At 64.6% G+C, this 13,449-nt stretch carries 9 protein-coding genes and 1 pseudogene; 8 read left to right on the top strand and 2 right to left on the bottom strand.

The window, feature by feature from the left end:
* Positions 1 to 257 precede the first annotated feature (257 nt).
* The 6 genes from WS92_RS00390 to WS92_RS00365 all read left to right on the top strand — a co-directional run bounded on the left by WS92_RS00390 (position 258) and on the right by WS92_RS00365 (position 8,117).
* Positions 258 to 2,750: a TonB-dependent receptor gene (locus WS92_RS00390; RefSeq protein WP_242425347.1), complete on the top strand. Its 2,493-nt coding sequence runs from the start codon at positions 258 to 260 to the stop codon at positions 2,748 to 2,750.
* Between the two features lie 77 nt (positions 2,751 to 2,827).
* Positions 2,828 to 4,204: an MATE family efflux transporter gene (locus WS92_RS00385; protein ID WP_059931476.1), complete on the top strand. Its 1,377-nt coding sequence runs from the start codon at positions 2,828 to 2,830 to the stop codon at positions 4,202 to 4,204.
* A 38-nt stretch (positions 4,205 to 4,242) separates the two neighbouring features.
* Positions 4,243 to 5,250: a FecCD family ABC transporter permease gene (locus tag WS92_RS00380; protein ID WP_059931478.1), complete on the top strand. Its 1,008-nt coding sequence runs from the start codon at positions 4,243 to 4,245 to the stop codon at positions 5,248 to 5,250.
* Positions 5,247 to 6,287, top strand: a complete 1,041-nt coding sequence (locus tag WS92_RS00375) for a FecCD family ABC transporter permease (RefSeq protein WP_059931480.1) — start codon at positions 5,247 to 5,249, stop codon at positions 6,285 to 6,287. The genes WS92_RS00380 and WS92_RS00375 overlap by 4 nt, the downstream gene beginning before the upstream one ends.
* Positions 6,284 to 7,141 carry an ABC transporter ATP-binding protein gene (locus WS92_RS00370; RefSeq protein ID WP_059931482.1) on the top strand — a complete coding sequence of 286 codons (858 nt, stop codon included), beginning with the start codon at positions 6,284 to 6,286 and terminating at the stop codon, positions 7,139 to 7,141. The genes WS92_RS00375 and WS92_RS00370 overlap by 4 nt, the downstream gene beginning before the upstream one ends.
* Positions 7,134 to 8,117, top strand: coding sequence for an ABC transporter substrate-binding protein (locus tag WS92_RS00365; RefSeq protein ID WP_059931484.1), 984 nt, complete (start codon positions 7,134 to 7,136; stop codon positions 8,115 to 8,117). The genes WS92_RS00370 and WS92_RS00365 overlap by 8 nt, the downstream gene beginning before the upstream one ends.
* Before the next feature lie 219 nt (positions 8,118 to 8,336).
* On the opposite strand, the pseudogene WS92_RS30440 reads toward WS92_RS00365, so the two are convergent.
* Positions 8,337 to 9,117 (bottom strand): annotated as a pseudogene (locus tag WS92_RS30440) (helix-turn-helix domain-containing protein).
* Positions 9,118 to 9,864: 747 nt separating this feature from the next.
* Here WS92_RS30440 and WS92_RS00355 point away from each other — a divergent pair.
* On the top strand, positions 9,865 to 10,845 hold the full coding sequence (locus WS92_RS00355; protein WP_171845208.1) for a FecCD family ABC transporter permease: 981 nt from the start codon (positions 9,865 to 9,867) through the stop codon (positions 10,843 to 10,845).
* 354 nt (positions 10,846 to 11,199) lie between these two features.
* Positions 11,200 to 11,736, top strand: a complete 537-nt coding sequence (locus WS92_RS36935) for a thioesterase II family protein (RefSeq protein ID WP_082743670.1) — start codon at positions 11,200 to 11,202, stop codon at positions 11,734 to 11,736.
* 39 nt (positions 11,737 to 11,775) lie between these two features.
* Here WS92_RS36935 and WS92_RS30430 read toward each other — a convergent pair whose 3' ends face one another.
* On the bottom strand, positions 11,776 to 13,449 hold the full coding sequence (locus WS92_RS30430; protein WP_082743671.1) for a formyltransferase family protein: 1,674 nt from the start codon (positions 13,447 to 13,449) through the stop codon (positions 11,776 to 11,778).

Raw genomic sequence — 13,449 nt, 5'->3', positions numbered from 1 at the left:
TTAACAGATGAAAGAGGACCATTCGGAGATCAATCAGTGCTCTGAATGCCGACCCGGCGCCACGAGGCGGAGCACCAGCTCCGGCCTGACGGCGCCTGTTTCCGGACGGAAGCAGGCGTCGTGCGATGGCGACAGTCGCAGCCAGCATGGCGCCGCCCGGACGACCGGGCGCGGCCGCTATCAAGCCAAGGTATCCGGCTCTGTTAGACGCGCGATGGACCTCCCCTTGCTCACTTCATTCTCAAGGAATGCCGTCCATGCATCGCCCGTCGTGTTCGTCGAATCCCCCCGGTATTTCGTTGCCAGCGTGTAACCGCGCACGGATGCGCACCGCCCACCGTCCCACCGCGCACGCGGTACGGTGTGCCGTTCTCGGCATCGCGCTCGCCGGGAGCGGCGCGTGGCAGGCGGCATCTGCGCAGTCGGCCGCCGGCGCGGCGGCGCAAGCCGCCACCCGGCGATACGACATTCCGGCCGGCCCGCTGTCGGCGTCGCTGAACCGTCTTGCCGATCAGGCCAACGTGATGCTGAGCGTGCCGGGCGACCTGACGGCCGGGAAGACCAGCGCGGGCATCCACGGCACCTACTCGGTGCAGGGCGCGTTCCAGGCGCTGTTGAATGGTACGGGTCTGGAACCCGTACGGCAGTCCGACGGCAGCTTTTCGCTGCGTCCGGCTTCTGCAGCCGCAGGTGCCGAAGCTGCCGTACTGCCGGCCGTGAAGGTCCTCGGCAAGCGAATCGACGACGCAGTACCCGAGGTCTACGCGGGTGGTCAGGTGGCACAGGGAGCGAAGGTCGGCATGCTCGGCAATCGCGACTACATGGATACGCCGTTCAGCATCTCCAGCTATACGGAAAAGCTGATCCGCGACCAGCAGGCGACGAGCGTCGCGGACCTGCTGACCACCACGGACCCGTCGGTCCGCGCCGCGATCGACAGCACCAACCGCTATGACGCGATCACGATCCGCGGGTTGCGCGTCGAGAACAGCGAAATCGCGCTCAACGGACTCTACGGGCTCGTGCCCGCCTATCGTGTCGGCGCCGATCCCGTTGAACGGGTCGAAATCCTCAAGGGGCCGGGTGCCTTGCTGAACGGGATGATGCCGCAGGGCAGCGTCGGCGGCAGCGTGAACGTCGTGACGAAGCGCGCCGACGATACGCCGCTCAACCGCCTCACGGCGGAATATGCGTCGAGCTCGGTGTTCGGCGGCCATGCCGACATCGGCAGGCGCTTCGGCCAGAACGGCGAGTTCGGCGTGCGCGTCAACGCGGCCCACCGCGAAGGCGATACGCCGATCGACGAACAATCGCGGCGGAACACGTCGCTGTCGGTTGGGCTCGACTACCGCGGCAGCCGCCTGCGCGCGTCCGGCGACGTGATCTACCAGGAAGACTTCATGCGTGCGCCGGTGCGCGGCTACACGCCGATCGCCGGCATCGCGGTGCCGGCGGCGCCCGATTCGCGGACCAATCTCGCGCAGACGTTTTCCTATTCGAATTCCCACAGTCTGACGGCGCTCGGGCGTGCCGAATACGACCTGTCGTCGAATGTGACGCTGTTCGGTGCGGTCGGCATGAACCGGTTCGGCTACGACAAGCTGGAAGACCCGGGTGCGACGATCGTCAATGCGCAAGGTGACGCGACGTCGCTGTCGCGATACCAGTCGGGCGCGTCGCGTGCGTTGTCGGCCGAGGCCGGTGCGCGCGCACGCTTCAAGACGGGCCCGATCGATCACCAGCTCGTCGTGAGCGGCGACTACCTGCAGCAGACGACGTGGTTCGGCCAGACCGCTTACGGCAGCTACGCGACGAACATTTATATGCCGACCCGCCTTGCCGGGCCGGGTGCGCCGGTTTCCGTGTCGCCTGAAGCGAAAGACAGCGCGCAGATTCTGCGCAGCATCGGCGTGGCCGATACGCTGTCCGCCGCCGGCGGGTTCGTGCAGCTCACGGTCGGCGTGCGTCGCCAGCAGGTGAGCAGCCGCAATTTCGACACGTCCGGAGCGGAAACGTCGCACTACGACCAGGGTGCGACGACGCCGTCCGTCGCGCTCGTCGTCCGGCCGCTCGACCAACTGTCGTTCTATGCGAACTACATCGAGGCATTGACGCCCGGTTCGGCGCCGCCGCCTGACGCGGCGAACCCGAATCAGGTATTCGCGCCGTTCAAGTCGAAGCAATACGAAGTCGGCACCAAGCTCGATCTCGGCAAGTTCGGCGCGACGCTCGGGCTGTTCCAGATCGACGTGCCGAGCGGGATCGTCGACCCGGTCAGCAAGCTGTACAGCCTCAACGGGTTGCAGCGCAATCGCGGGCTCGAACTGTCCGGTTTCGGCGAGGTGACGCGCGGCGTGCGGCTGCTCGGCGGCTTCACGTGGCTCGACGCGCGGCTTCGCCGCACGCAGGGCGGCACGTACGACGGCAATCACGCGATCGGCGCGCCGTCGCTGCAGGCGACGCTCGGCGCGGAATGGGATACGCCGTTCTTGCCGGGCGTCACGCTGACGAGCCGGATGATCTACACGGGCAAGGCCTACGTGAGCCAGGACAACACGCAGCACGTGCCGAGCTGGACGCGCTTCGATCTCGGCGGCCGCTATACGACGAAAGTGGCCGGCCGCGACGTGACGCTGCGCGCGAACGTGACGAACCTGTTCAACCGCGACTACTGGCAGGCAAACCCGACCGGGTATCTGTTCACGGGCGCGCCGCGCACGTTCTGGCTGTCGGTGTCGACCGACCTGTGACGGGCGTCGGCAGACCGGGGGCGTATGTGCCGCCCGGCCTGCCGGCGGTTTGCCGTTCCGATTTTCACCGTCATTGCATGAAACCTCACGGACAGTTCTGGCTCGACGCCCGGCACATCGGCGCGCTTGCCGCGCCGCTCATCCTCACCCAGCTCGCGCAGGTCGCGCTGACCACGACCGACATCGTGATGATGGGGATGCTCGGTCCGCGCGAGATCGCTGCCGGCGGTCTCGCGCTCACGTTGTTCAACCAGTTGCGCACGATGGGGACGGGCCTCGTCACGGGCACCGGCAATCTGGTCGCGTTCGCGAACGGGCAGGACGACGCCGCGCGGATCATGCGTCTCGTCCGAGCGAGCTTCGCGTTGTCGACGCTCGCCGCGCTCGCGTTCGTACTGCTGATGCTGGCCGTCGAGCGGCCGCTCGTGTGGCTCGGCCAGAATCCCGGCGTCGCGCGGCAGACCGCGCTCTATCTGGCGGCGGCAGCGCCCGGCATGCTGCCGTGCCTGTGGTTCCAGTCGCTGCGCCAATACACAGTCGGGCTGCGCAAGCCGGGGCCGCTGCTCGCGATCACGGTCGTGTCGATCGCGGTCAACGCGGTGCTCGACTACGCGTTGATGTTCGGCCGCCTCGGGTTCCCCGAACTCGGCCTGACCGGCGTCGCGTGCGCGACGAGCGTGGTGTACCTGCTGTCGTTCGTCGCGTTTCTGACGATTGCGAAGCGCCGGGCGGCACTGCGGGAGCACCTGTCGCTGGCCTTCTGGCGGGCCGATGCCGATGCGTTCAGGCAGACGTTGAAGATGGGCGTGCCGATTGCCGCGACCTACGGGTCGGAGGCCGCATTCTTCACCGTGCTCACGCTCGTGATCGGCACGCTCGGCACCGATGCGCTGGCGGCTCAGACGGTCGTCAATCAGGTGATCTACATCGTGTTCATGATTTCGGTCGGGTTGTCGCACGCGTCGTCGATCAGCATCAGCCATGCATGCGCGCAGCACGACTATCGCGGTGCGCGGCGGCTCGGCTATACGGGGCTCGCGCTCGGCGTCGGCGCGATGCTGATCGTCGCGCTGCCGTACCTCGTCGCGCCGACGAGTGTGCTCGCCCCTTTTCTGGCGCGCGGCTCGGCGGCGAATGCCGACGTGCTGCGGCTCGCGGCGGGGCTGCTGACGATCGCGGCGCTGCTGCAGATCTTCGATTGCAGCCAGAACATCGGCGTCGGCATCCTGCGCGGGCTCGGCGACGTGACGAGTTCGTTCCGCATCTCGATCGTCGGCTACTGGATGATCGGGCTGCCGGTCGCGTGGGCCGCCGGCGTCAAGCTCGGCTACGGCATCTACGGCATCTGGATCGGACTCGCGATCGGGTTGGCCGCGACCTCGTCCATGCTGCTGCGCAAGTTCGAGTACCGGCTGGACGCGCTGGCGAAACAGGCCGGCGCGGCACGCTCGTGAACGGACGGCCCGTGACGGCGAAGCGCCCGCGCTCTCCGTTGCCGGGGAAGGCATGCGGGGGACGCGCACGGGTCGGCGCGGTCGCGCTCGTGTTGATCGGCGGCCTCGTTGCGATCGCGCTCGCGAGCCTGTGCGCCGGCAACCTCGTGCTGAGTCCCGCGGCTGCGCTCGATGCGCTGGCCGGCGGCGAAACGCCCGCCGCGCAGGTCGTTCACACGCTGCGGCTGCCGCGCCTGATCGCGGCGTTGATGGTCGGGGCGAGCCTCGCGGTCGCAGGCGCGCTGATGCAGGGCATCACGCGCAATCCGCTCGCCGACCCGACGCTGACAGGCGTCGTCAGCGGCGCGGCGCTCGCGGTCGTGGCGGCGACCGTGTTGGCGCCAGCCTGGTCCGCGAGCGTGCTGCCGTTCGTGGCGCTGGCCGGCGGTGGCATCGCGGCGACGCTCACGTTCGCGCTGGCGTGGCGCGCGCGGCTGTCACCGTTGCGTTTGTCGCTGGCCGGAACGACGATTGCCGCGCTCGGCAGCGCGGGCGTCATTTCGCTGATGATTGTGGCGGGTCCGCAGGCGGGACCCTTGTTCTACTGGTTGGCCGGCGGCTTCGCGGGTGTCGGCTGGCAGCAGGTCGCGATGGTCGCGCCGTGGACCGTCGCAGGGCTCGCCGCCGCGCTGGCCGGTGCGCGCGTGCTCGACACGCTCGCGCTCGGCGACGAAGCGGCGCAGAGCGTCGGCCTCGACCTGTTGCGCTGGCGTTTGGTGCTCGGCGGCATCGCGGTCGCGTTGTCGGCGTCGGTGGTGTCGATCGCGGGGCCGGTCGGCTTCGTCGGACTGTGCGTGCCGCATCTCGCGCGTGTCGCGCTCGGGGGCGGTTATCGCCGGACGCTGGGCGTGACGGCGCTGGCGGGCGCGTTGCTCGTGTCGGCCGCGGATCTCGTCGCCCGCACGGTTGCCGCGCCGCGCGAACTGCCGGTCGGCTTTCTGACCGCGCTGGTCGCCACGCCGCTGCTGATCGCGGTGATTCGCCGCGACGAAGGAGTATCGACATGAAGGGCGGGCCGAGCCGGCCGATTGGCACGCCGCACGCGCGTCGCGCAGGATGGGCCGCGATCCTGATGCTCACGGTCGTCCTGTCGGTGCGTTTCGGCGCGGCTGATTTCCCGCTGACGGCGGTCGCTCAGGCACTGATCCATCGCGACGGCGCGCGCGATGTTGCCTTCGTGATGTGGGATCTGCGCCTGCCGCGCGTGCTGCTTGCACTGATGATCGGCGCGCAACTGGCGGCGAGCGGGCTCGTGCTGCAGGCGGCGCTGCGCAATCCGCTCGCGGAGCCCGGCGTGATCGGCGTGTCGTCCGGCGCGACGCTCGGCGTGATGCTCCTGCTGCTCGTCGCGAACTTCGCCGGCGCGCTCGACGGCAGCCGCCTCGACGCATACGACATCACGTGGATGCCGCTCGTCGCGCAGGCAGGCGGCATCGGCGCGGCGCTGGGCGTCTACGCGCTCGCGTGGCGCAGCGGCACGGCGCCGTTCCGGCTGATCCTGATGGGCGTTGCGGTCAGCGCGGCGATGTATGCGGTCGCGATGACGATACTCGCGGGCTGGGGTTCGAGCCGCATCGAGGTGCTGCTGACGTGGCTCGCGGGCAACCTGTACGCGCGCGGCTGGCAGCACGTGCTGCTGCTCGCGCCGTGGACCGCGGCAACGATCGTGCTGCTGCCGGTCGTTCTGCCGGCGGTGCAGGTGTTGTCGCTCGGCGACGACGCGGCGACGAGCGTCGGGCTGAACGTCGAGCGGTGGCGTCTCGCAGCGATCGTCTATGCAGGTTTCGCGGCGGCCGGTGCCGTAGCGATTGCCGGCCCGGTCGCATTCGTCGGCCTGATCGCGCCGCATCTCGCGCGGCTTGCCGTGGGCGGCCCGCTCGCGCGGCAGGCGCCGTTCGCGCTTCTTTGCGGTGCATTGATCACCGCGCTTGCGGATCTGGCCGGGCGCGTCGTCGTCGCACCGGCCGAGATTCCGGTGGGGGCGGTCACCGCGCTGTTCGGTGCGCCGCTGTTTCTCCATCTGCTGTCCAGGTCGTCGCGATGACACTCGTCGCCCACAATCTTTCGCTCGGATATGGCCCGCGCCGCATCGTCGACAGCCTGTCGCTGTCGATCGAATCAGGTCGGATCACCGTGCTGCTCGGTCCGAACGGCTCGGGCAAGAGCACGCTGTTGCGCGCGCTGGCCGGCCTGCTCGCGCCGCGCGGCGGCGATGCGCTACTCGACGACGTGTCGCTGCGGCAATGGCCACGCCGAAAGCTCGCGCGTCGCGTCGCGTTCCTGGCCCAGGCGCAGGACATTCCGTCCGGCCTGACGGTGCAGGAACTCGTCCGCCACGGACGGTTTGCGTACCGAACCTGGCTGCGTGGCGAAACTGACGACGATCGCGAAGCGGTCGAATGGGCGCTGGAGATGACCGGGCTCGTCACGATGCGCGATCGTTCGCTCGTCGCGCTGTCGGGCGGCGAACGTCAGCGCGTATGGATCGCGATGGCGCTCGCGCAGCGCGCGGACATCTTGCTGCTCGACGAGCCGACGACCTATCTCGACCTCGGCCATCAGCTCGACGTGATGCAGACGCTGCGGCGGCTCAACGAGGAATTCGGGCTGACGCTCGTGATGTCGCTGCACGACCTGAACCAGGCGATGCGTTTTGCGGACCGGGCGATCGTGATGCGCGACGGCCGGCTCGCGGCCGACGGCGCGCCAGTCGACGTGCTGACGCCGGCGTTCGTCGCGGACGTATTCCATGTGCGCAGCGAGCGGCTGCATGGCGCGAGCGACGGTGTGCCGGTCTGCCATCCGCTCGGCTATGCGGCGCCCGGCGGCGATGAGAACGGTGCCGGGCAGGCCGTTCGCGATGCCGTGCCGTCGATCGGGACAGCCGGGGATGATTGACCGAAAGCGTCGTGCACTGTCGTTCGCGTTGCTGGCTTCGCTGGCGACGGGACTTGCGCGGCCCGTTCGCGCGGAGTCGGTTGCCCGGCCGTACAGCGTCGTGGACGATCGCGGCGTGACGCTGCACTTCGATACCGCGCCGAGCCGGCTTGCGGCGATTTCGTATTTCGGGGCTGATACCGCGTTGGCGCTCGGCGTGCAGCCGATCGCGTCGACGTTTCTCGTGCGCAATCGGCGGCCCGCCCATCTGCTGGACAGGATGGATCGCGTGATCGACCTTGGGCAGCGTGCGAGCCCGAACCTGGAACTGCTGGCGAGCGCGCATGTGGACCTCGTCGTCGCGATCCGTCGCTATACCGAGGCGAACGCGGCGCAGCTTCGGCAGATCGCGCCGTATCTTGCACTCGATCTGGAGACCGGCGACGACAGCGACCGCAGCATCGCGCTCGTCGGGGCGGCGCTTGGTCACGCCGAGGCGGCCGCCGCGCTCAACCGGCGCTTTGCCGACGTGCTCGCGGGATTCCGCACGCGGGCAGGATCGCGCCGCGCGTCGCGGTACCTGTTCGTCTGGGGAGCGGGCGTTGCGCCGTGGGCGTTCTACGACGAGAACATGACCTGTTCGCTACTGAATGCGCTGGGCGGCGTCAACATCGCCGGGCGCAATCCGCTGCCGTCGCAGCGCGACAATACGGCGTTCCAGATGAGCCTCGAGACGCTGTTGCTGGCGAAGCCCGACATTATTTTCGTGTACGACGACAGCGGCCGGCGCGGCTTCGAGACCAATCCGGTGTGGCAGCACCTGGCGTCGACGCGCCGGGTGAGGATCGTGAGCGTGGGTGATCACTGGATCGAATCGCTCGGGCCGATCGCGCGACATGCGGTGCTGGCCGAAGCGGCCGCGTTCCTGCACCCGGAAGTGTTCGCGTTGCCGGACTTGCGCGAAATCACGTTGTCGTATTTCAGGCGCGTGGATTGATGTGTTGTCTGACCTTGAGTGGCTGCATTCTTGCGTCGACATATTTATGCGGCGCAAGGCGTACAGCATCGCCGACTAGCCGTCCGGAGCAGAATGCGCATCCGAAACAGCAGCGCCCCTCAAGTAGTTGCGGATCTGGTCACAATGCTTGGATGCAGCCAAGGTTCTAGCCATTGCACGTTGGGACCTCATTCATCTGTGCGATTCGCAGACATCGTTTCACTTTGTTGACGACCGTTTCTTTGGCGCGTCGGAACCCGTGGCGCCGATAGGAGACGCGGGTTCCGACGCGCGCCGATGATGTTCGCCGAGGATTTTGTCGACCCGCCATTCGCGGTGCCAAATTCGCTCTTTCCGCTCGTCGTATGCACTTTCCACCTCCTCGGCGAGAGGCGTGATTTCACTCAGCTCCGCGATGCGGTCAACAGGGTTGCCTGCTCCGTCGGGCCATGGTGAGACCAAAGCTCGTTCAGGTTGGTGAGCTGCGAGCGTTCGACCTTGCCATTGAGGTGCGGCGAACGTGGTGGAATTGGCCGGAATTTGATGCACTCGGTCATCAGGCGCCGCTGCACGGATTCAGCGAAGAACTCGCTGCCGCGGTCGGTCTGGATACGTTGAATCGAAAACGGCATCTCCTCGATGACACGATCAAGAAAAAGCAGCGTATTTCGGGCATTTCTACGCAGGTAGATGGCCAGCACACGAAAGCGTGAACAGTCGTCGATGGCCGTGTACTGATAGACGCCTCGCGCAGAACCTTGTGAATAGTCGCACGGGACAGTTCTCTTTGCTCATGCAGACGCAATCCGTTTTGGATTCGCCGTGCCCCCTTGCGCTCTGCCCGCAGTCGAAGAATCGTTGCCCGATCAGCGTCAGAGACCTTTCGATTCGGGCTGGTCAGAGGGCGACGGCTTTGAGAGCGAAGGCCTTCCTCTCCCGTCTCTTGGTAGCAGCGCAACCACTTGCGAAGCGTCGGCCTGGAGACACCAGAACGTGTGATGTCCGTGAATCACGCAATTCATCAGGCCGTGTCTCGGAAACGGTGGGCGTGGCAGACTTACTAGTCCGATTCGCCATTGCTAATGATGAACATCCCCGATTACACTGTCGATCAAAAATCACGCGGTTCGCGATGACGCCCATATCATGGGTACTCCAGCCAGGTGCAGATGTCCGCCCAGCCAGCCTTCAGTTGATACGTACTTGGAGACTCTCGGTGAATTTGTACCCATCCTGCGTTGCTGTGGTCGCTTTTATCTCGCTGTTCAGCAAGCGCGCATCGCGTTGACGTTGTCTTGCTCATCGACAAAACCGAAGCATGCCAAGACTCGGCGTGAGCGAGATGCACTAGCCTACCGCATGCGGCGTCGAGCAAGTCGTCTCGAATGTAAATCACCAATTTCGCAACCTGTGTCCTGTTCGACGAACTGGCGTACCGTTATCCGCAGTCTTGGACTTGTCTTGATCTCTTCTAGAAAAGAGGGTCCTCAGCACAACGACGAGATCCCCGCAACCCAAGGATTCCCATGACAAAAGCGTGATGCCGAAATTATGTTTTCTGAAGGTAGACTCATAACGTAGACGTAGTCTTCCCGACTGAAATTCAATTCGCCTTGTATATATGAAATTCAACGCGCTGCTAAATTCCCTTTATGCGTCCACTGTGAGGAATATTTCAAGGTCCCAGTCTGCTGTATTTACCGGCCGACTAGCGTTGGCTACGTTGGCTCTTGGTCTCATCGCCGTCATGGTCACCGCGCTATGCATTGGTCCCTATCGGCTCCCGCTTGAGCGGGTTCTAGCGGCGATGTTCGCAAGCGACGCGTCATTGCTCCATGATCCCGAGTTGCGACAAATGCGCTACGTGCTGCTCGAAATCCGTGCTCCACGGGTCATCATGGCGATTCTGGTGGGAGGGGGTTTGGGCTTGTCGGGAAGTGCCATGCAGGCTCTCTTTCGAAATCCTCTTGCCGATCCCGGGTTGCTTGGCATATCGAGCAGCGCTGCATTCGGTGCCGCGGCGATGATCGTGCTGGGATCTCTCTTCCTTCCCCACCCGGTAGTGTTCGGCTACCTTCCGGTGGCTGCATTCGCATGTGCATTCGCCGCTTCATTGCTGATGTATAGTTTCGCGGCATCAAGCGGCCGACTTGCCATACCCCTGCTGCTGCTCGCAGGTATTGCGGTCAACGCGCTCGCTATCGGCGGTATCGGTCTGCTCATTTATGTCTCCAACGGCGAGCAGTTGCGGACACTCACATTCTGGAACCTCGGTAGCGTAGCGGGTGCGAATTGGACAATTATCGCGGCAGTCGCTCCGATCATCGCGCTCGGTGGTGGGTTGCTGCTAGGTCATCGACGGGCACTTAACGCGCTGCAGTTGGGGGAGACTGAAGCACAGCATCTCGGTGTCCCGGTGTTGCGCGTCAAGCGAGTCGTGCTCTTCGGCGTCGCACTATGCGTTGGTACACTAGTCGCGTGCACGGGAGTAATCGGCTTCGTCGGCCTCGTTGCTCCGCACTGCATGCGGCTGCTTGGCGGGCCCGACCAACGTTTCGTTATGCCGGCAGCCGCGCTGTTCGGTGCGATCCTGATGCTACTCGCGGACCTCGGCGCGCGTACCTTGCACGCCCCCGCCGAAATTCCTCTCGGCATTCTAACTGCCCTGTTTGGCGCGCCGTTCTTTCTCGCCTTATTGTTAAAGAAGAAGGCCGTATGGGGGATGTGATTGAATCCTGCAAGAGATTGCGGGCGGCCGCCCACTGGTTGGACGAGGAATTGTACGAACCGCTTGGTGCCGGTTGTGCGGCGAATGCTTCAGAGCACGCTGGCCGGAGATTCTCTGCAACCTCGCAAGGCGAGCGCCGATGACGAAGGTGCGTTGCATGTATACCGTATCGCGACACACTGACCGCGCCGTGCGGTTGGTCTGCTTTCCGCATGCAGGGGCGGGGGCGTCAATCTACTACGCGTGGGAGCCGTTGGTGCCTCCTGACGTGGGCGTTCATGCCGCTCAACTCGCAGGACGCGAGCAGCGCAGGGATGAGCCGCCGCGCATCGATTGGGTGCCGCTCGTTAGGAAATTTGCGATGCGCTCGACTGCTGGCATGACAAACCGTTCGCGTTCTATGGACACAGCCTCGGCGGCTTAATCGCATACGAGGTGGCGATTGCCCTGCGACGCCGCGGCGTCGCAGGGCCGCGAATGCTCTTCGTTGGCGCGTCGTATGCGCCGTCGGCGGAGCGCAAGGCGAACACACAGTTTGAAGATGACCAGAGCTTGCTGCGAACCGTGCGTCGCTTTGGCGGCGTCGACGACAGCTTTGCTGCGGAGCCCGAATTCATGAGGTACTTCCTGCCGGTGATGGCAGCCGACCTCACGTTGTTCAATCGGTATGCCTGCGACGCGGCGCAAGACAGGCTCGATTGTCCCGTCGTAGCCCTGTTCGACACACACGGCGCCCATCACGATTGCGCGAGCATGGCACAATGGGGCCTCCATACCCGTGGTAGCTTTCACGCGCAGGCAGTTCACGGTGGACACTTCTTTCATCGGGAATCCGCTCGCGAGGCCATCGAATATATCGTCTCTCACCTTGGCAGACGTTTGCAGTTATGAACTTCAGAGATAGATGAAGCGGTTTATTGCACTGTTCGCTCAGAAGTCGGATCCCGGAAATGAACCACGGTCTTTCATCCTGCCATTCAACCGTTCGATAATGTCTCGGTTGTCTTGTTGTGCGTCATATATCCAACGGAAACGCCCCTCTTCCCCGATTTCCAAAGTGGCGACTCTACCGACACCACAAGTCGGAGTGAGCGTATGATTCGTCGAACCGATGTTGCTTCGAACCAAGGAAATGCCAATTTCCCATGGATGCTGGGTCCGCAGAGCGGGCATCGTTTTTAATTCCGGGTATCGAGACACAATATCGCGTGGATGCGTGCGATGTTGTTTCATAAGCCCCAATGCCCTCGTGACAGACTGGTGGTGGCAACGAAAATCGCTTCTCCGTTCGACCTGAAATTCCAACGGGACGATCTCCGCTAGTCCGGCCATGCGCCCGGACAAAGTCGCTGCCTCGTCAATTCTCCATCCGACTTGAACGCACGATTGATTGAATTCGAGCTGGATACAACCCAGGAATGTACTCAGCGTGACAACAGCGGGGTCTTCACAGCGCATTACAGGACGTGGGGAGGACCAATCGGTCGTCGCACGCGCGCGTTGTCCGCCGTGATCGCGCGGTGACGGAAAGATCAGACGACCGGCGCCGGACCAGGCGAGACGCTCGCGCCAGAATGCCTCGCTCGGAGCCAAGGTCTCAAGCGTGCTTCTCGCCAACTCAGTCTCCTCTTGCGTGAGGACGGGTAGCGACGAGCCTCGGCCCAAAGCCAACGCGTCAGCGAGTTCGTTTGCGACATACGGAACGCCTTCGAGACTGGAGAATCCCCGCACGAGCACGTCGGTGCTGCCAGTGGTAACTTGCCAGGCATCAGAGGCGATACCGATTAGTGTGCCCGGCGGCTTGCCGGAACATTGCCTCAAAGGATGAACCTGACGAATCGCGAACGCGGTATTGGCGACCCATAGCTTCGGGGAAGTCAGGGGGTTGGGGTAATGGTCGCCGAAATCGAGCGCGCGTGCCAACGCTGACAGAGCATGGGCTGGCATGGACCAGCGAAGGTGCGCGCCGGATTCTGGTCGGCGCCACTTTGCGTAGAAGCTTCGCTGCGCCATATCCTGCGGCTCAAGTGTGAGCGCGTTCGAATCGAGACGGGAGAGCAACTCGGCAAAACCATCGCGGGCCGCCTGGTAACATTTGAGGTTCAGCGACAACGCGGTGTCCCGGGCTTCGATCGGCACTTTGCGGCGAATGGCAATATGTCCCGCGTCTACCGGGAAGGACAGACAATGCCAGCAGATTGCGTGCTCCGTTTCGCCAGACAGCAACGCCCACGACGTCGCATGGCTGCCGGCATATTTCGGCAGGGGACCGTCATGGTAGTTGAATGCGCCGCAGCCGATGTCGTCGACGAGTGTCGACGGAAGAATGAGCGGATTCGAGACGGAAAACAGCCAGTGAACCGGATGGTCCCTGACCCATTCGGACAGTGACGCGATGGAGTCCAGCCGAACGATGTGTTCGCGCTCGCCCCATGCATGCAGCGCGGCATCCGTCGGCAGCAGCGCGGCGACGACGCGGCCCGATGCGAGCAGTTGTTCGCAGCAGGACACGGCCAGCGTGCCGCCGCCGACCACGACGCACTGTTGCTTTCCTGGATCGACGGTGCGCAGCGGGTCAGCGTGTGATGGGTGAGGTAGGGGCAT

Origin of the sequence: Burkholderia sp. MSMB1588 (assembly GCF_001546925.1) — a bacterium.
Lineage (GTDB): Bacteria > Pseudomonadota > Gammaproteobacteria > Burkholderiales > Burkholderiaceae > Burkholderia > Burkholderia humptydooensis.
The sequence above is the reverse complement of the archived record's forward strand: the minus strand, read 5'-3'. Positions and strand labels throughout refer to the sequence as shown.

Bases quoted from the DNA above. Each gene is read 5' to 3' on its own strand.
- WS92_RS30430 (WP_082743671.1), bottom strand. From the start codon at position 13,449: ATGCCCCTACCTCACCCATCACACGCTGACCCGCTGCGCACCGTCGAT.
- WS92_RS00365 (WP_059931484.1), top strand. From the start codon at position 7,134: ATGATTGACCGAAAGCGTCGTGCACTGTCGTTCGCGTTGCTGGCTTCG.
- WS92_RS00375 (WP_059931480.1), top strand. From the start codon at position 5,247: ATGAAGGGCGGGCCGAGCCGGCCGATTGGCACGCCGCACGCGCGTCGC.
- WS92_RS00385 (WP_059931476.1), top strand. From the start codon at position 2,828: ATGAAACCTCACGGACAGTTCTGGCTCGACGCCCGGCACATCGGCGCG.
- WS92_RS00390 (WP_242425347.1), top strand. From the start codon at position 258: ATGCATCGCCCGTCGTGTTCGTCGAATCCCCCCGGTATTTCGTTGCCA.
- WS92_RS00355 (WP_171845208.1), top strand. From the start codon at position 9,865: ATGGTCACCGCGCTATGCATTGGTCCCTATCGGCTCCCGCTTGAGCGG.
- WS92_RS00370 (WP_059931482.1), top strand. From the start codon at position 6,284: ATGACACTCGTCGCCCACAATCTTTCGCTCGGATATGGCCCGCGCCGC.